The 19185-nt window shown below is 62.0% G+C and carries 12 protein-coding genes; 1 reads left to right on the top strand and 11 read right to left on the bottom strand.

Annotation, left to right across the window (positions count from 1 at the left end; genetic code table 11):
* Positions 1 to 38 precede the first annotated feature (38 nt).
* The 3 genes from IL54_RS05140 to IL54_RS05130 all read right to left on the bottom strand — a co-directional run bounded on the left by IL54_RS05140 (position 39) and on the right by IL54_RS05130 (position 3078).
* Entirely contained in the window at positions 39 to 1166 is a 1128-nt protein-coding gene (locus tag IL54_RS05140) for a sulfotransferase family protein (protein WP_037473711.1), read from the bottom strand.
* Between the two features lie 116 nt (positions 1167 to 1282).
* Positions 1283 to 1981, bottom strand: coding sequence for a hypothetical protein (locus IL54_RS05135; protein WP_037473710.1), 699 nt, complete (start codon positions 1979 to 1981; stop codon positions 1283 to 1285).
* Positions 1978 to 3078 (bottom strand): GSCFA domain-containing protein, encoded by a 1101-nt coding sequence (locus IL54_RS05130; protein WP_052027560.1) that lies wholly within the window; start codon positions 3076 to 3078, stop codon positions 1978 to 1980. Before IL54_RS05130 ends, IL54_RS05135 begins: the two co-directional genes overlap by 4 nt.
* Before the next feature lie 233 nt (positions 3079 to 3311).
* Here IL54_RS05130 and IL54_RS05125 point away from each other — a divergent pair, with 233 nt between their 5' ends.
* A complete protein-coding gene (locus IL54_RS05125; protein ID WP_156106125.1) occupies positions 3312 to 4214 on the top strand; it encodes a hypothetical protein in 903 nt (300 codons plus the stop codon).
* A gap of 154 nt (positions 4215 to 4368) precedes the next feature.
* Here IL54_RS05125 and rpoC read toward each other — a convergent pair whose 3' ends face one another.
* The 8 genes from rpoC to IL54_RS05085 form a co-directional block, all read right to left on the bottom strand.
* Positions 4369 to 8625 (bottom strand): DNA-directed RNA polymerase subunit beta', encoded by a 4257-nt coding sequence (gene rpoC / locus IL54_RS05120; RefSeq protein ID WP_037473706.1) that lies wholly within the window; start codon positions 8623 to 8625, stop codon positions 4369 to 4371.
* A complete protein-coding gene (locus IL54_RS05115) occupies positions 8622 to 8816 on the bottom strand; it encodes a hypothetical protein (RefSeq protein ID WP_037473705.1) in 195 nt (64 codons plus the stop codon). The genes rpoC and IL54_RS05115 overlap by 4 nt, the downstream gene beginning before the upstream one ends.
* Before the next feature lie 6 nt (positions 8817 to 8822).
* Entirely contained in the window at positions 8823 to 12989 is a 4167-nt protein-coding gene (gene rpoB / locus IL54_RS05110) for a DNA-directed RNA polymerase subunit beta (RefSeq protein ID WP_037473703.1), read from the bottom strand.
* Positions 12990 to 13296: 307 nt separating this feature from the next.
* On the bottom strand, positions 13297 to 14586 hold the full coding sequence (locus IL54_RS05105) for an aminotransferase class V-fold PLP-dependent enzyme (protein WP_443211268.1): 1290 nt from the start codon (positions 14584 to 14586) through the stop codon (positions 13297 to 13299).
* A gap of 120 nt (positions 14587 to 14706) precedes the next feature.
* On the bottom strand, positions 14707 to 16002 hold the full coding sequence (locus IL54_RS05100; RefSeq protein ID WP_037477851.1) for a cell wall hydrolase: 1296 nt from the start codon (positions 16000 to 16002) through the stop codon (positions 14707 to 14709).
* A gap of 51 nt (positions 16003 to 16053) precedes the next feature.
* Positions 16054 to 16983, bottom strand: a complete 930-nt coding sequence (cysK, locus tag IL54_RS05095) for a cysteine synthase A (RefSeq protein WP_037473700.1) — start codon at positions 16981 to 16983, stop codon at positions 16054 to 16056.
* A complete protein-coding gene (locus tag IL54_RS05090; RefSeq protein ID WP_037473699.1) occupies positions 16980 to 18284 on the bottom strand; it encodes an MFS transporter in 1305 nt (434 codons plus the stop codon). Before IL54_RS05090 ends, cysK begins: the two co-directional genes overlap by 4 nt.
* A gap of 128 nt (positions 18285 to 18412) precedes the next feature.
* On the bottom strand, positions 18413 to 19185 hold a 773-nt coding region (locus IL54_RS05085; protein ID WP_156106266.1), incomplete at its 5' end, for a helicase HerA-like domain-containing protein.

Below are 19185 nucleotides of genomic sequence, written 5' to 3'. Positions count from 1 at the left end.
GAGAGAGCCGTCGCTGCGCTCCTGTTATCGACGCTGCCTTAATTGGCGATCATTCCTGCAAGGGACTCAGTGGTCCAGTAATTCTTCGTTGCCCGCTCTATCGCCGACTTTTTGTCCGGTTCCATCTCGACCAGTTTGTTGAGGGCACGTAGCCCTTTGTCCATGTCACCGTCTTTCAGCGCCGGATTGAAAGCGGGCACCAGCATCTTCAAATTGTGAACATAGGCCGGTTTGACTTCGGTCAATATGCTGGAAATTCGGGACCAGTCTGTATTTGCTGGTGGCAGGTCTTCCGGTGTCGGGCGGGGACAGCGCATCGCGAAACCATGCCGTTTGTTCAGTCGCTCGACAATATCGGCGTTGTTGTTTCCCACCAGCGCAGCGGCGGGGGGCGAAAGAACGGCCTTGGTCCCAACCATGCCGGATTCGTTCATCATCGCAAAAAAATCGATCAGTCGGGTACTGGGCGGTATCATCTTTCCGTCGCTATCCCGGCAGAACTGCGCGCGATAATCCTGCAACACGACCATTTGCTCGGTCGAAAGCGAACTATTCTCATTGATATGTTCGAGCCCAAGATCCTTGCCGGTCAGGCTCTTCACCACATGTTCAAAGTCCGCGACGGCGTTCCCACCGACCAGGCTATTGCGATCGAACATGCGAACAGTCACGCTGCTGATCATGGGAAAACTGTTCCAGTTATCAAGCATCCGATCTAGCGACCGAACGTAGGTATCCGGCCGGGGAAAGCGGTGACTGGATTTGATGAGTTGCTGGGCCATCGACAGATACATGCCCAACGGGTCGCGAACATAAGCAATCACGTCGATCCGCTCAATGTCGAGCGTGATGAATTGCAGAATCTCGACGACTTCTTCCGGGTCCAGCGTTAAAAAGGCTTCGGACGATATGATGATGTAATCGCTGTGATCCAACTGCGATTGCAACGTCTTGATAGCTTGGAGCGCAAAACCCCGCTGCTGTTCGGCGTTGCCGCGCGTATTTTTGCCGAGCAGCGTACCGAAACAAAAATTGCCGCTGGTCCGATGGTGTGAAGCGTAGGCCAAGCCCATTTCGCGCAAGCGGTCGCGCGCGTCGAACAGGGCCGCTTGCATCGACGAACTGCCGCACTTGCCGTCACCAATATGAACGATGAACTTCGCCAAGCACCTAATCTCCTTTATGGGGCATGAATCGCGCGGAGAAGGGTCAGGCGATATGCCATAGGTCTAGCGATTACCTTCCAGCGGACGCGGTTTGCTATCGGCGACGCGATTATTTATCAAGAAAGATGTGCGAAGAACTCGGTCAACCAAAGTCGGCCGAAGTCATCGTTCATATGGTTGAGATCGACGCTGGGATGCAGCGCATCGTCATGGGCGTCGCCAATCGCTAGCCGTTTTGATCCTTGGGCAAAGGGCATCGCCGTACCATTGCCGTTGACGATCGTCGTCGCCGGCTGGGGTAGCAGGGTGGCGCCTACGGCTGCATATTTTCTGGCATTCAATAGCGCGATGCCGCGTTCATATGGCCCGACATCCTGTGGTCCCTCGTTACGCCTTGCGCCCCGCATGGGATTGTGGCCGATATAAATAGGCTTGTCCGTAATGGTCCGCAGTTTTTGGAGCGTATTGTAGGACAGGCTGCCCTCCACGACGTCATCGACTGCACGATCAAGCACGGCGCTCGAATAATAGCGATCTTCGGCGATGAAAAAGGGTCGTGCCTCCATGCCATAGAGGAGGAAGGCGTCATAACCGTCCGTATCGATTCTCCGTTCGCCGCCCGATGTGAAGGCGATCGCATCGGCGGTGCCTTCGTCGCTCGGCACAAGACTGCTGTCCTCGACCGTCAGGCTTTTCAACCCATCGCCGCGCGCGCCGAAGAAGCAGAGATCGTACAAGACCTCCTTTGCCTTCATCATATCCATGCCGCGCTTGAGCGAGCCAATATGGCTATTGCCGATGACCGCTATTTTCATCCCTTTTTGGCGTCGCCGAATGCGCCCAGCAATTCCTCTTCGCATACTTCATCCAGTTTTTTGGAGGGAGCAGATGCCTTGCGCGTCTGCGCTGTAAAATAATCGCCGAATGTGCGGACCAACCCCTGGAAGAAATGGTCCATCACGAAATCGACGCCGCGTTTATTTACGCCGCGCATGTTCGGTTCGAAGAAGGTGCCCTTGAAGACGGCGCTATTGATGATTTCGTAGGACGGGAAGTAATCGACCATCTTGTGATGCATGGCGATTTGCCCGGCCACGGCGCGCAGCACCGATTTTGAATACATCGTCGCCACCAGCACATGCTGCGGCGATTTGGTAGCCGTCAATGGCACCGGCGAGACCGTCAGGATGAACTGCAGTTTTGGATTGGCGGCGCGCATCATGCGGATCGAGTCCATCAGCGCCGATCGCACATCCTCAAAGGCCTGATTGCGGAACTGATGCTTCTCGGCGTCGAATTCCCCTGCGACCGTGCCGGGGCACATGGGATATTCATATCCATGCTCTTGGTTGAACCAACTTTCGGTCAGTCCCAACGTGAAGACGAAGAAGTGCGAGTCCGTGATGCAGGTGCGAAAGGCCTTGATCGTCTCTTCGCGCGACAGCAGCATCTCTTCCAGGCTGGCAAAACCATTGGGCTCGATCGCCGGGCGGAAGGGGTCGTAGAAACGCCCGTTCTTCTCCCAATATTCCTCCGGCGGGCTGCTATGCCCCAATGCCCAACTGGTCCATTGCCGCAATAGGGACGTGGTATAGATATTGGCCGTGCGCGCCGAAAAAATGTTATAATTGAACAGCTTTGCGCTTTCCTCCCTCATCCCGACGGGTGGCGTTTCAGCGATCATCCAATTGAATTTGCGATTTTTCAGGGCGTTGCCGATATGCTGCGCAAAGCAGGAGCCAAAGGTCGCCACCGGGGCGCGCGGCGGAATGCGAAATTTGGGTGACCATAATTCGTCAATGTCGAACATCGATCGTTCAGCGATGGCGGGCCGCCAAAAGGCTTTCTTGGGCAGATCTTCATAAGGATTGGTCGAACCGACGCCGTCCGCTGTCTGTGCTTTCTTTGCCATCGCCGGTTCACCTACCTTATCGTGTGCTGCAACAGGAAAAAGAAACGAAGATCACCAACACTGTTTGTTGCACTGCACAGGAGCATATCGGATCGCCTTGGGAATGAAAAGGCGGTTCATCACAGGTGCAACATGATGGCGTTAAGACGTTTCATGGATCGCGCTTGCACATGGCACGTTATGATATTCGCGTGTGCAACATAGGGAAGGATGATGATAGGATGGCGCATCGGATGACAATCTTGCGCTGGTCGCTGCTCGCGGCAGGCTTCGGCACCGCGATGGGCGTATCCGCCGAACCCCAACGCCGTCTGTCGGTCGATTTCGACCAGGGCCAGCATATGAAGGCCAAGGGTTCTAACGCCATCGTCGATCCGCGCAGCAAGCTGACCTTCAACGCCACCACCGACAAGGGTACCAAGGCTGCGGACCGGCCGCAGGTCGTGTCCAAGGGGTGCTTCACCCCTCCCAGTTGCCTGCGCATCTCGATGGACCCCAGCGCCCAGGGCGCGGCCAAGAACAAGATCATGTACAGCTTCTGGTCGCATTACAAACCGCTACCCGGCGGCGAACAGGGGCGGATGCAGATTGGCGACAAGGGGACCACGCGGATCAGCTTCGCGATGAAGCTGGACCAGCGCTATGACACGCCGCCGCACCAGATGATCCATTTCCAGGTCTTTCAGCCCAAGATGGCTGGCCGTCCGTCCAAGGTGAAGAATGCCAATCCGGGCGGTCCCATCTTGTCGCTACGCACCGTCCCGCTATCGCGCCGCAAGGACAAGTCGCCCGACGTGCAGGAATTCATCATCGCCGTGCGCAATCCGCAGGCCGAAAACCTCTATTATTTCGACCAGCGCGACAAGGGCGTCCTCTACCGCGGCAAGGTGCGCAAGGGCGAATGGAACCGCTTTTCCTTCGTGCTGCAATCCGCCGACCAGCGCGGCGCCATGCAGGGCCGCATAGGCTTTTGGCAGGACGGGCAAAAGCAGTTCGACCGCCCGGTGCAATGGGGCTTCAACCCCGCCACCTATGCCGTCAGCCCGAAACTGGGCGTCGAACTCGGCAGCTACCGCTCAGCCGATGCCAAGGGGCACCAGACCGTCTATTTCGACGATGTGACCATCGACCGCTAACCGGGCAGGGCAGGGGATCACCAGCCCTGCCACACCTCACAAAAAAGCCCGCCGCAGCGTCAAACGCTGCGGCGGGCTTTTTTGTGGGCGCTCAAGGCACCGTCAGCGCTGGAGCCACAGCCTGAACGACATGTGGCCCCTGCACCCTATCGGATCACTCCGCGTCCTGCGTGGTGAAGTCTTCACCCTGCACGGCGCCCAGTGGATCGTCGCCGATCGCCGCTTCCGGCCCCTGGCGCAATTCGGCGGCATGTTCGGCCGCCGCCGTCTTGGGCGCGATCAGGTCGATCTGGCTGGCGGCCCGCAGCGAGGCGCGCATCGCCGCATCACGCGACGAAGCGGCAACCCGCATCCGGTTCATGCCAGCACCCGTACCCGCCGGGATCAGGCGGCCGACGATGACATTTTCCTTGAGGCCAATGAGCGTGTCCTTCTTCCCCTGAACCGCCGCCTCGGTGAGGACGCGGGTGGTTTCCTGGAACGACGCAGCCGAGATGAACGAACGGGTCTGCAGCGAAGCCTTGGTGATGCCAAGCAGCACGGGCTTGCCAGCGGCGGGCAGGAAGCCCGGTGCCAGCTTGCTGTTGATCTCGTCCATTTCCTCACGGTCGACCTGTTCGCCCACCAGCAAGGTGGTGTCGCCGGACTCGATGATCTCGACCTTCTGCAGCATCTGACGAACGATCGTCTCGATATGCTTGTCGTTGATCTTCACGCCCTGCAGACGATAGACTTCCTGGATTTCGGCGACCAGATATTCTGCCAGGGGCTCGATGCCGAGCACTTCGAGAATATCATGCGGATCGGGCGAACCGCCGATCAGATTGTCGCCGCGCTTGACGAAATCGCCTTCCTGGACGTCGATCACCTTGCTCTTGGGGATCAGATATTCGACCGGCTCGCCGCCATCCTCAGGATTGATGGCGATCTTGCGCTTCGCCTTGTAATCCTTGAGGAACTGGACGCGGCCCGACACCTTGGCGATGATGGCATTGTCCTTGGGCTTGCGCGCTTCGAACAGCTCCGCCACGCGCGGCAGACCGCCCGTGATGTCGCGGGTCTTGGCCGCTTCCCGACTGACACGCGCCAGCACGTCACCGGCCGACACCGTGGCACCATCTTCGACCGACAGGGTCGCACCGACCGCCAGCATATAGCGGGCGGCTTCCCCCGAACCATCGTCCAGCAGGGTCAGGCGCGGACGCAGATCCTCCTTGGTACGCGCGGCACCACGATGCTCGGTGACGACGCGCTGGGCGATGCCCGTCGCTTCGTCGGTCTGTTCGGCCAGCGTCTTGCCGTCGATCAGGTCGACATATTTGACGATACCCGGACGCTCGGTGATCACCGGCATGGTGAAGGGATCCCACTCGGCAAAGCGATCGCCCTTCTTGATCGTGTCGCCATCGGCAAACAGGATGGTGGCACCATAAGGCAGGCGATGGGTTTCGCGTTCGCGCCCTTCGCTGTCGATGATCGCGATCTCGCCGTTGCGGGCGAGGCTCAGGCGACGGCCCTGCTTGTCGGTGATGGTCGGCATGTCACGCAGTTCGATCGTGCCGTCCGCCATCGATTCCAGGTTCGACGTTTCGTTGAAGTTCGCCGCGCCGCCGATGTGGAAGGTCCGCATCGTGAGCTGCGTACCCGGTTCGCCGATGGACTGGGCCGCAATGACGCCGACCGCTTCGCCGATATTGACCGGGGTGCCGCGGGCAAGGTCACGACCATAGCATTTGCCACAGACGCCCATCTTGCTCTCGCAGATCAGCGGGCTGCGGATCTTCACCGCCTGCGTACCGATCGCTTCGATCTGCACGATCAGCGCTTCGTCGAGCAGCGTGCCGATCGGTACGATGACCGAACCATCCTTGGTGTCGATGATGTCCTCGGCAGTGGTGCGGCCTAGGATACGTTCGCCAAGCGATGCGATGACCGAACCGCCCTGGACGATCGCCTTCATCTCCAGCGCCTTTTCGGTGCCGCAATCTTCCTCGACGATCGTGCAATCCTGGCTGACATCGACCAGACGGCGGGTCAGGTAACCTGAGTTCGCCGTCTTGAGCGCGGTGTCGGCCAGACCCTTACGGGCGCCATGGGTGGAGTTGAAATATTCAAGGACGGTCAGACCTTCCTTGAAGTTCGAGATGATCGGCGTTTCGATGATCTCGCCCGACGGCTTGGCCATCAGGCCGCGCATACCGGCCAACTGCTTCATCTGCGCCTGGCTACCACGGGCGCCGGAGTGCGCCATCATGTAGATCGAGTTGATCTGCGCCAGACGGCCCGTATTGGGGTCCTTGGGCTGGGCACGGATCTCGTCCATCATGGCGTTCGCCACCTTGTCGCCGCACTGCGACCAGGCATCGATCACCTTGTTATACTTTTCCTGCTGGGTGATCAGGCCGTCCTGATATTGCTGCTCATAGTCGGCCACCAGCGCCTTGGTCTCGGCAACCGTGCCTTCCTTCGAGTCCGGAATGACCATGTCGTCCTTGCCGAACGAAATGCCCGCCTGGAACGCATGCTTGAAGCCCAGCGCCATGATGGCGTCCGCGAACAGCACCGTGTCCTTCTGGCCGGTGTGACGATAAACCTCGTCGATCACGTCGCCCACATCCTTCTTGGTGAGCAGGCGGTTGACGACGTCGAAGGGCACTTTGTGCGCCTTGGGCAGACATTCGCCCAGCAACATGCGGCCCGGCGTCGTCTCGTAACGCTTGAGGTAGCTGTTGCCCGCCTCGTCGGTCTGCGGCACGCGGCTGATGATCTTGCTGTGCAGGGTCACGGCCTTGGCGAACAGTGCCTGATGCACTTCCTGCATGTCAGCGAGCAGCATGCCTTCGCCTGGCTCGCCTTCGCGCTCCATTGACAGATAATAGATGCCCAGCACCATGTCCTGCGACGGCACGATGATCGGCTTGCCGTTCGCGGGCGACAGGATGTTGTTGGTCGACATCATCAGCACGCGCGCTTCCAGCTGGGCCTCAAGGCTCAGCGGAACGTGAACGGCCATCTGATCGCCATCGAAGTCGGCGTTGAAGGCCGAGCAGACCAGCGGGTGAAGCTGGATAGCCTTGCCCTCGATCAGCACGGGTTCGAACGCCTGGATGCCCAGACGGTGAAGCGTGGGCGCGCGGTTCAGCATCACGGGATGCTCGCGGATCACTTCGTCCAGGATGTCCCAGACTTCCTTGCGCTCCTTCTCGACCCACTTCTTGGCCTGCTTGAGGGTCATGGACAGACCCTTGGCATCCAGACGCGCGTAGATGAACGGCTTGAACAGTTCGAGCGCCATCTTCTTAGGGAGACCGCACTGATGCAGCTTCAACTCAGGACCGGTCACGATGACCGAACGACCCGAATAGTCGACGCGCTTGCCGAGCAGGTTCTGACGGAAGCGGCCCTGCTTGCCCTTGAGCATGTCGGACAGCGACTTGAGCGGACGCTTGTTGGCACCGGTGATGACACGGCCACGACGGCCATTGTCGAACAGGGCGTCGACCGCTTCCTGCAACATGCGCTTTTCGTTGCGGACGATGATGTCCGGCGCGCGCAGCTCCATCAGCCGCTTCAAGCGGTTGTTACGGTTGATGACGCGGCGATAGAGATCGTTCAGATCCGACGTCGCGAAACGACCACCGTCCAGCGGCACCAGCGGGCGCAGCTCTGGCGGGATCACGGGAACGACGTCCAGGATCATCCATTCGGGACGGTTGCCCGATTCCAGGAAGCTCTCGACGACCTTCAGGCGCTTGATGATCTTCTTGGGCTTCAGCTCCGATTTGGTCGTCGCCAGCTCTTCGAGCAGGATCTTCTTCTCGCCCTCAAGGTCGAGATCCATTAGCATGATCTTGACCGCTTCCGCGCCGATCCCGGCCGTGAAAGCGTCCTCGCCATATTGATCCTGCGCGTCGAGCAACTCGTCTTCGTTGAGAAGCTGATATTTCTCCAGCGGGGTCAGGCCCGGCTCGGTGACGATATAGCTTTCGAAATAGAGCACGCGCTCCAGCTGCTTCAACTGCATGTCGAGCAGCAGGCCGATGCGCGACGGCAGCGATTTCAGGAACCAGATATGCGCAACCGGCGCGGCCAGTTCGATATGGCCCATGCGCTCGCGGCGCACCTTGCTCACGGTAACTTCGACACCGCACTTCTCGCAGACGATGCCCTTATACTTCATGCGCTTATACTTGCCGCACAGGCATTCATAATCCTTGATCGGACCAAAGATGCGCGCGCAGAACAGGCCATCGCGTTCGGGCTTGAACGTGCGATAGTTGATGGTTTCGGGCTTCTTGATCTCGCCGAAGGACCAGGACCGGATGCGCTCTGGCGAGGCAAGGCCGATCTGGATCTGGTCGAACGTCTCGGTCTTGGCGACCGGATTGGCGAAGTTGGTCAGTTCATTCATTTTTCAATTCCCTCCGGGGAAAAATCCTGAGCGGCTCTGCGTTGCTGGATCATCTGCCGAAGCAGTCCGATCTGTAGCAGCAGCAAAGCCGCATAGATTGCGTACCTGCTAGGCGTTCCAGTCATCCCCGTCCGCTCAACGTCAAAGACGAGAGCGATCCAGACGGCCAGAATGCCGAGCTTGATCCACATTCAGTCCTACTCCGCCGCCGCCGCGAAGCCGTCGTCCTCGTCGGCGATCGCGTCCATCGTCGCGAGTTCGACGTTGAGGCCCAGCGAGCGCATTTCCTTGACCAGCACGTTGAAGCTTTCGGGGATGCCGGCCTCGAACGTGTCGTCACCCTTGACGATCGCCTCATAGACCTTGGTGCGACCGACCACGTCATCGGACTTCACCGTCAGCATTTCCTGCAGCGTATAGGCGGCACCATAGGCCTGGAGTGCCCAGACCTCCATTTCCCCGAAGCGCTGACCACCGAACTGCGCCTTACCACCCAGCGGCTGCTGCGTGACGAGCGAGTAGGGGCCGATCGAACGGGCATGGATCTTGTCGTCGACAAGGTGATGGAGCTTCAACATGTAGATGATGCCCACCGTGACCTTACGGTCGAACTTGTCGCCGGTGCGGCCGTCATACAGGTCGCTCTGACCCGATGTGTTCAGCCCCGCCAGTTCCAGCATCGCCGACACGTCCGCTTCGCGGGCGCCGTCGAACACCGGCGTTGCCATCGGCACGCCGCGCTGGAGATGTTCGGCCAGGTCGACGATCTGCTCGGCCGTGCGGGCGTTGATCTCGTCGGCATATTGCGGACCATAAGCGGTCAGCAACCGATCCCGCACCGCGTCGGGCATGACGCCCGGCTCAGGGTTGGGATTGGCCTCGCGCCAGTCTTCCAGCGCGTGCTTGAGCTGCTGGCCGATGCCACGGGCAGCCCAGCCCAGATGCGTTTCGAAGATCTGCCCGACATTCATGCGCGACGGCACGCCCAGCGGGTTGAGCACGATGTCGACATGGGTGCCGTCTTCCAGGAACGGCATGTCCTCGACCGGCAGGATGCGCGAAATAACACCCTTGTTACCGTGGCGACCAGCCATCTTGTCGCCCGGTTGCAGCTTGCGCTTCACCGCCACGAACACCTTGACCATCTTGAGCACGCCCGGCGGCAGTTCGTCGCCACGCTGCAGCTTGTCGACGCGATCCTCGAACTTGTCGACGATCGACTTCACCGCTTCGTCATATTGCGCCTTGACGGCTTCGATACCGGCCTGACGAATGTCGTCCGCAACCGCGAACTTCCACCATTCATGCCGCTCGACTTCGCCCAGCAGGGCCTCGTCGATTTCGACGCCCTTCTTGACGCCCTTGGGCGCAGCCGTTGCCACCTGGCCCGTCAGCATTTCCTGCAGACGGTTGAAGGTCGCGCGGTTCAGAATCGCGCGTTCGTCCTCGCGATCCTTGGCGAGACGGTCGATTTCCTCCCGCTCGATCGCCATGGCGCGCTCGTCCTTGTCGATGCCGTGGCGGTTGAACACGCGCACTTCGACGACCGTGCCCGCAACGCCCGGCGGCAGACGCAGCGAGGTGTCGCGCACGTCGCTCGCCTTTTCACCGAAGATCGCGCGCAGCAGCTTTTCTTCCGGCGTCATCGGCGATTCACCCTTGGGGGTGATCTTGCCGCACAGGATGTCGCCCGGCTCCACTTCGGCGCCGATATAGACGATGCCTGCTTCGTCGAGGTTGCGCAGCGCTTCCTCGCCGACGTTCGGGATGTCGCGGGTGATGTCCTCTGGCCCCAGCTTCGTATCGCGCGCCATGACCTCAAACTCCTCGATGTGGATCGAGGTGAAGACGTCATCCTTCACGATGCGCTCGGAAATGAGGATACTATCCTCATAGTTATAGCCGTTCCAGGGCATGAACGCGACGAGCGTGTTGCGGCCCAGCGCCAGCTCGCCGAACTCGGTCGACGGGCCATCGGCGATCACGTCGCCGCCTTCGATCAGGTCGCCGACATTCACCAGTGGACGCTGGTTGATGCAGGTGTCCTGGTTCGACCGCTGGAACTTCTGCAGCGTGTAGATGTCGACGCCCGACTGGCCGGGTTCGATGTCGCCGGTCGCACGGATGACGATACGGGTCGCATCGACCTGATCGACGATGCCCGGACGCTTGGCGGCGATGGCCGCGCCCGAATCGCGCGCAACCGTGCCCTCCATGCCGGTGCCCACGAACGGGGCCTCGGCACTGACGAGCGGCACCGCCTGGCGCTGCATGTTCGATCCCATGAGTGCGCGGTTGGCGTCATCATTTTCCAGGAACGGAATGAGCGAGGCCGCAACCGACACCAACTGCTTGGGACTGACGTCCATCAGCGTAATGTGATCCTTGGGCGCCATCAGGAACTCGCCCGCTTCACGCGCCGAGATGAGGTCTTCGGCCAGCGTGTGGTCGGGGTTCAGCTCCGCGTTCGCCTGCGCGATCGTGTGCTTGGCCTCTTCCATCGCCGACAGATAGACGACGTCATCGCTCACCACGCCGTCGATGACCTTGCGGTAGGGCGTTTCGATGAAGCCGTACTTATTGACCCGGCTGAACGTCGCGAGGCTGTTGATCAGACCGATGTTCGGACCTTCGGGCGTTTCAATCGGGCAGATACGGCCATAATGGGTCGGGTGAACGTCGCGGACTTCAAAGCCTGCACGCTCGCGCGTCAGACCGCCCGGCCCAAGCGCCGACACGCGGCGCTTGTGGGTGACTTCCGACAGCGGGTTGGTCTGATCCATGAACTGCGACAGCTGCGAAGAGCCGAAGAATTCACGCACGGCTGCCACGGCGGGCTTGGCGTTGATCAGGTCGTTCGGCATCACCGTCGACACGTCCACGCTCGACATACGCTCCTTGACGGCGCGCTCCATGCGCAGCAGCCCGACGCGATACTGGTTTTCCAGCAGCTCACCGACCGAACGCACACGACGGTTGCCGAGGTTATCGATATCGTCGATTTCGCCCTTGCCGTCCTTGAGGTTCACCAGTTCCTTGACGACGGCGAGGATGTCCTCGACGCGCAGGGTGGTGACCGTGTCTTCGGCATCCAGCTCAAGACGCATGTTGAGCTTGACGCGGCCGACGGCCGACAGGTCGTAGCGTTCGGGATCGAAGAACAGGCCGGCGAACAGCGCTTCGGCGGTTTCCTTCGTCGGCGGCTCGCCGGGGCGCATGACGCGATAGATATCGCTCAGGGCCTGGTCGCGCTCTTCGGCCTTGTCGGCTTTGAGCGTATTGCGGATCCACGGACCGGTGGTGACATGGTCGATGTCGAGCAGTTCGAGACGGTCGATGCCCGCCTGATCCAGCTTTTCCAGATTTTCCGGCGAGATTTCGTCACCGGCTTCGACATAGATTTCGCCGGTCGCGTCATTGACCAGGTCATAGGCGCTGTAGCGGCCATAGACTTCCTCGGTCGGGATCAGCAACTGGGTCAGGCCGTCCTTCTCCGCCTTGTTGGCGGCGCGGGGCGAAATCTTGGTGCCCAGCGGGAAGATGACTTCGCCGGACTTGGCATCCACGATGTCAAACGACGGCTTTTGCCCACGCCATGCTTCGGGCGTATAGGGAATCTGCCAGCCGCCTTCGCCACGGACGAAGGTTACTTTGTTATAGAAATGCCCAAGGATTTCTTCGGCATTGAGGCCAAGCGCGAACAGCAGCGCCGTGACCGGCAGCTTGCGCTTGCGGTCGATACGGACGTTGACGATGTCCTTGGCGTCGAACTCGAAGTCCAGCCACGAGCCACGGTAAGGAATGACGCGCGCGGCGAACAGATATTTGCCCGACGAATGGGTCTTGCCGCGATCATGGTCGAACAGGACGCCCGGCGAACGGTGCATCTGGCTGACGATCACGCGCTCGGTGCCGTTGACGATGAAGGTGCCGTTGCCCGTCATCAGGGGCATGTCGCCCATGTAAACGTCCTGCTCCTTGATATCGAGCACGGAGCGGGTTTCGGTGTCCTGATCGACTTCGAACACGATGAGGCGAAGGGTAACGCGCATCGGCGCTGCATAGGTGATGCCGCGCTGACGGCATTCCTCGACGTCATATTTCGGGTCTTCCAGCTCATAATGGACGAAGTCCATTTCGGCGGTGCCCGCGAAATCGCGGATCGGGAAGACGCTGCGCAGCGTCTTTTCCAGGCCCGATACATAACCGATCGAGTGGTCCGAACGGAGGAACTGTTCATAGCTCTCCCGCTGCACTTCGATCAGGTTCGGCATCTGCACCACTTCGTGGATGTCGCCGAACACCTTGCGGATGCGCTTCTTCGCGCCGGTGTTACTGATCGGGGGGAGAGCTTTGGTCGCCATGCTTGGTCCTTGCCTTCATTCGTCGCGTTTTTCCGCATCGCAGCGAAAATTCAGTCGAAGCGCGATGGAGAAAGGGGTGATTCGCACCCTTTCATTCCACGCAAAAAAGTGCGGGTCGGGACTGTCCGATCCGCACTGTCAGCACCTGATGACTCGCCGTTTTCGTTCAATACTGCCCTTGGCCACGCGCTAACCGGCCCCGGTCCCCGAACGATACGGGAGACGGTCGACCCACTGCCAAGACTGGTGACAGGACGACCGGATTGCCACCCATATAGTCTGCTTGTCCGGCTTTGGGAAGGGGGTGTCAGGCAAACAGCCCACGCTCCGCCCGGATCGCCGCCACCAGCCGGTCGAGTTCGGCGCTGCTATTGAACAGGGCCGGGGTCACGCGCAGCACCGGCCCCGACGCCAGCCCCGCCTTGGCCACCACCAGCAGGCCATATTTGTTCAGGAACAGCGCCGCCGCTTTCTTCGCATCGTCCGGCCCGCCCATGCCCGGCAAACGGAATGCCGCCACCGCACCATGCCGCCCCGGCAGTTCGGGCAATAGGATCTGTACGCCCGGCACATCGCGCACCCGGTCGATCCAGTAATCGCGCAGCGCCAGCAGGTGGCGATGCTTCGCTGGTAGGCCGATCGCCTCCTGCACCGCGATCGCATAGGGCACCGTCAGCCGCGCCGCGAAATCCACAGTGCCCGTTGGAATCCGCGCGCGAATATCGTCCGCCCCATGGATGCGGTTGCCTAGCCATGGCGCTATGTCCTGCAACCGGTCCTTGCGGATATAGATGCCCCCGGTCCCCAAGGGCGCAGCCAGCCATTTGTGCAACGAAAAGCCGATGAAATCCGCACCCGTCTCTTCGACCGTGAAGGGCAGGTGGCCGACCGCCTGCGCACTGTCGAGGATCACATCGACCCCGCGCGCCTTGGCCATCGCGACGATCGCCTTGACCGGCGGCACCAGCCCGTTGCGGTTGGACAAATGTGTGAGCAGCAGCAGTTTCGCGCGCGGCGTATCCTTCAACACCCGCTCATAGGCGGCCAGGATATTCGCCTCCGTATGCGGTTCGGGCAGGTCGAAGCGGACGACCCGCGCGCCCCGGCTCTGCTCCAGATAGTCGCAGGCAAACTGCATCTCGTCATAATCGACATCGGCGTAGATCACCGCATCGCCCGCCTTGAGCCGCGCATAATTGGCGATCAAGGCGTACAACGCTTCGGTCCCGCCGCCCGCCAGCGCGATCTCCTCGACCGACGCGCCCAGCATCGTCGCCACCGCCGCACGCGACTTATCCAGTTCGACATCGCGCGGATGGCCCGGCGCGCCATTGCGCAGGAACAGCGCATGGTTGTGATTGACCCAGTGGGACCGCGCCGCATAGGCCGCCTGCACCGGCAGGGTCATCGCCCCATAATAGGCCGCATCGAACGTCCCGACATCGCGATTGACGGCATAGAGCCTCGCCAGCGCAGCCTGCGCCGCGTCGAAATCGGCCATATCGCCGCTAAAGTGAAACCGCGCTTCTTCAGGCCATTTCACATCCGTAGCGAACGCCTGTGCCCGCGCCGTTCCGCTACCCACAGCCAGCCCCATCGCGCCGCCAACCGCCATCCCGCCGCTGCCCAGAAATGTCCGCCGCGTCACCATAAACTGCCCCACATCAACATGTAACAGCATATCATAACGAACGAACTTCGCTATGCCACTATGCGTTTAGTTTGTCCGGGTCGCTATACTGTTCGCTGACTCCACCGGCGCGATCTTCACCGTCTCGAACCGCTCCTTGCGCCGCACCCCCGCCAGCGCGGCATCGGGCGATGGGGCAGGGGCAGCGGTCGGCACCCGCTGGCGCATACATTCCGCCTTGCTGCTGCGCGGTGTCTGCGCACAGTTCCACAGCGCCCGCTGCAACCCGCTCGCGCTGTTGTGGATATAGGCAAAGCTCATCGTTTCGAGCTGCCCATCGCTCAAGGGGATCTTTGTCGGGGCAGCACCCGCCCGCCACGCCATGATCCGGCATTCGGGCCGCCCCGCGCAAAATGTCCTGGCAAGCTCCGGCCATTGGTCGGGCGCGCCACCGCGCGGCAGTTCGACCAGAAAGCTCGTGCCATCCGGCCCCAGTACCGCCAGCCGCACACCCGCGATCGTCCGCCCCAACATCGCCTCGCCGATCGCCTGCTTCGGCTGGGCCGCCAGCGCACTGGCGGCAATCCCCTCGACCGGCGCAACACTTCCGTCAGGCAGCACATCCTCGCCCCCCTGATGCGCCAGCGACAATTTGGCGATCCGTCCGATCAGCGGCTCGCCGCCCGCGCTCCCCCGGCGAAAGGCCGGCGGCGTGCCCCACCATCCGCGCCAGCGGAAGAAGAGATGCGTACCGACAGCCCCGATCTTGTCGAGGCTCCCGCTCCAATAGGGCACCACCCAATTGGTATGATAATGGGTCGCATGGCCGACCGGCGCGAACACCTGTCCCGCCAGCGCCGCCCGCGCAATCGCCCGCGCCCGTTCCCACGCCGCCTGGGAAGGCGTGCGCGTCAGTGCCCCATCGCAGGAGAAGGTGAACTGGCACCCGGTCCGCCGTTCCTGCCCCTGAAACACCACGCCGCACACGGTCTTGGGAAAGGCGGGATGGCGCGCGCGGTTCAGCACCACCTGCGCCACCGCCTGCTCGCCAACGGCATCGTCGCCCGCCTCATAGAGTTCCGCCGCCGCCAGGCAATCGACCGCCCGCGCCAGATCCGTCTCGGACCCCGAAAACAGGAAAGGCCGCGCCGGTGGATTGGCAAGGCGCGAAAAAGGGATGGCGGCATTCACCGCCCGCGCCCTGTCCGCATCCAGCGCATAGACCGCCACCGGCTCGACCGGCGGCGGCGGGCTGGGCGGCCGCACCGCGCGCCCTTCGGCCTCCGCGGCAAAGCGCAACGGATTACCCGTCACGCTCTGCCGACTGTCCCAGCCAGCCACCCCCATGGGCAGGCCGACGAACATCAGCGCCCAGAAGGCCATCGCCAAGGGATGAGGCGTATCGCTCTTCTTCACGAGTGTCGTAACGACCGCTTATTCCGGCAGAAAATCGGGCACCGACAAATAGCGCTCGCCGGTATCATAGTTGAAGCCCAGCACGCGGCTACCCGCAGGCAGGTCCGGCAATTTCTGCGCGATCGCCGCCAGCGTCGCCCCCGAAGAAATGCCGACCAGCATCCCTTCCTCGCGCGCCGCGCGCCGGGCATAGTCCTTGGCATCCGCCGGATCGACCTGGATCACCCCGTCGAGCAATTGGGTATGGAGATTGGCCGGAATGAAGCCCGCACCGATGCCCTGGATCGGATGCGGACCCGGCTGGCCGCCGCTTATGACATGGGACAAAGTCGGCTCGACCGCATAGATTTTGATGCTTGGCCAGACCGTCTTCAACACCTCGGCCGTGCCGGTGATATGCCCACCAGTGCCGACCCCGGTAATCAGCGCGTCGATCGGCGTCTCGGCGAAATCGGCCAATATCTCCTGCGCCGTGGTCCGGGCATGGACTGCGATATTGGCGGGGTTCTCGAACTGCTGCGGCATCCAGCTATTGGGCGTCTGCGCCACCAGCTCCAGCGCGCGCTCGATCGCGCCCTTCATCCCCTTTTCCCGCGGGGTCAGGTCGAAACTAGCGCCATAGGCCAGCATCAGCCGCCGCCGCTCGATCGACATGCTTTCGGGCATGACAAGAACCAGCTTATAGCCCTTCACCGCCGCCACCATAGCCAGCCCCACGCCGGTATTGCCCGATGTCGGCTCGATGATCGTGCCGCCCGGCTGCAACTCGCCCGACGCTTCGGCCGCTTCGATCATGGCCAGCGCGATCCGGTCCTTGATCGACCCGCCGGGGTTGGAGCGTTCCGACTTGATCCACACTTCGCTGCCTTCGGGCGCATCGCCAAACAGCCGCGCCATGCGGATATGCGGCGTGTGACCGATGGTTTCGAGTATCGAGGTGACTTTCATGGGGCCTTCTCCTGGCTATGGTCCGCCTCCCTTATGTCGGGTGGGTCGAAGGTGCGTGCAAGGCGCAATTCGGGAAAGAGCCGCGCCCAGAACAGGGTGATGACGATAGCACCAATGCCCCCGCCAATGACAGCGACAACCGGCCCGACCAGCGCGGCGAGAAAACCGGATTCCGCTTCGCCCAGTTCGTTCGATGCCGATATGGTCAGCTGCGACAGGCTCGACACCCGGCCGCGCATCGCATCGGGGGTATGGAGCTGGACCAGCGACTGGCGCACGAACACCGACACCATGTCGGCCGCGCCCAGCACCACCAGCGCGCCAAGCCCGACCTCCATCGCAAAGCTGCGCGGCAGGAAGGCGGTGCAACCAAAGACGATGGTGGCCAGGCCGAACACCATGACGGCCGCCAGCATCTTGAGGCCGACCTCGCGCTTCATCGGCCGGATCGAAAACCACAGCGCGACCAGCCCCGCGCCGATGCCGGGCGCAGCGGCCAGATGGCCAAGACCCGTTGACCCGACCTGCAATATGTCGCGCGCATAGACCGGCAACAACGCGGTCGCGCCCGCCAGCAGCACCGCGAACAGGTCCAGCGTGATCGTCGCCAGCACCAGGCGATTGGTCCGCACATAATGCAGCCCGTCGATCATCTGGCGGATGGGGTGGCGGGTCCGGTCGCGCGCTGGCTGCGGCACCGGGCCGATCATCATCATCGCCCCGAACGCCACGGCATAGAGCAGGGCAGCCAGTGCATAGGCACCCCAGGGCGTCGCCGCATAGGCATAGCCGCCCAGCGCTGGCCCCACGATCGACCCGGCCTGCCACACCACCGCCGATATGGCGATGGCATTGGGCAGCACGGCGGGCGGCACCAGATTGGGCGCGAGCGCGCCATAGGCCGGGCCATTGAACGCGCGCGCAATCCCCACGATGACCGCGATGCCAAAGATTAGCGGCAGGCTGACCCAGCCCTCAAAAGTGGCAAAGGCCAGCAATCCCGCAGCCAACGTCAGCGCCGCCAGGGTCGTGCGCGAAATCATTCGCCGGTCATAATGATCCGCGACCCAGCCCGTCACCGGCGTCAGGAAGAAGAGCGGCAGAAACTGCGCCAGCCCGATCAACCCCAGCTGCGCTGCCGCGCCCGACGTCGTCATCGTCTCCCGCGCGATATTATAGGCCTGCCAGCCCAGCACGATCATCATGCCATATTGCGCCAACACCGCCGCACACCGCCCGACGAGATAAGCCCGGAAATTGGGAAAATGCAGCGGATGCCGGGGCAGGGAAGGGGCGGTCATGGCCAGCGCTTTAGCCCCCCTCGCAACTATTAGGCAATCGCGCGAACAGGGGAGGGGCGGAGCATTTCTTCACCGCCCGATGATCAGGCTTCGCGCCCATCCCAAGCCCACTCGCCTCCGATGATAGGCTATTTGAAAAGCCCGCCCAATATTCCCCGCATCAACTTGCCCGCTATCCCGCCGCCCGATGCCTTGCGTCGGCTTGACCCGAACACGGCCTTGCCCAGTTCGTTGGCCACCTGCCGCCCGACGGAAGACGCTGCCGACCGGGCGGCGGACTGCACCGCCTTGTCGATCGTGGAGGGCTTGGCCGCTTCGCGCGCCGCCGCCTCGCGCTGCTTCGCCTCCACCTTGGCCTGCGCGGCGGCGGCCTTGTCGGCCTCCGCCTGGGCCTTGCTGGCCAGCGCGGCGGCGGCCGCAGCCTCGCCCCGTGCCGCCAATATCTCTTCCGCCGACTCCCGATCCACCGCAGCATCATATGTGCCGTCGCACGGCGAAATCGACTGGATGATCGCGCGCTCCTTCGCGCTTACCGGGCCAAGCCGCGACCGGGGCGGGGCGATCAGCGTGCGCTGGACGATGCCGGGCGACCCATCCTCCTGCAACAACGACACCAGCGCCTCGCCGACCTTCAATTCGGTGATCGCGGTCTCCACATCCAGGTCGGGATTGATACGGAACGTCTCGGCCGCCGCGCGGATCGCGCGCTGGTCGCGCGGGGTGAAGGCGCGCAGCGCATGCTGCACCCGGTTGCCCAACTGCCCCGCCACCTCTTCCGGTATGTCGATCGGGTTCTGGGTCACGAAATAGACGCCCACGCCCTTGGACCGGATCAGTCGCACCACTTGCTCGATCTTGTCGGTCAGCGCCTTGGGCGCATCATCGAACAGCAGATGCGCCT

Source organism: Sphingobium sp. ba1, from assembly GCF_000743655.1.
Taxonomy (GTDB): domain Bacteria; phylum Pseudomonadota; class Alphaproteobacteria; order Sphingomonadales; family Sphingomonadaceae; genus Sphingobium.
Note: the sequence above shows the minus strand (reverse complement) of the source record. Positions and strands in the feature narration are given on the sequence as shown.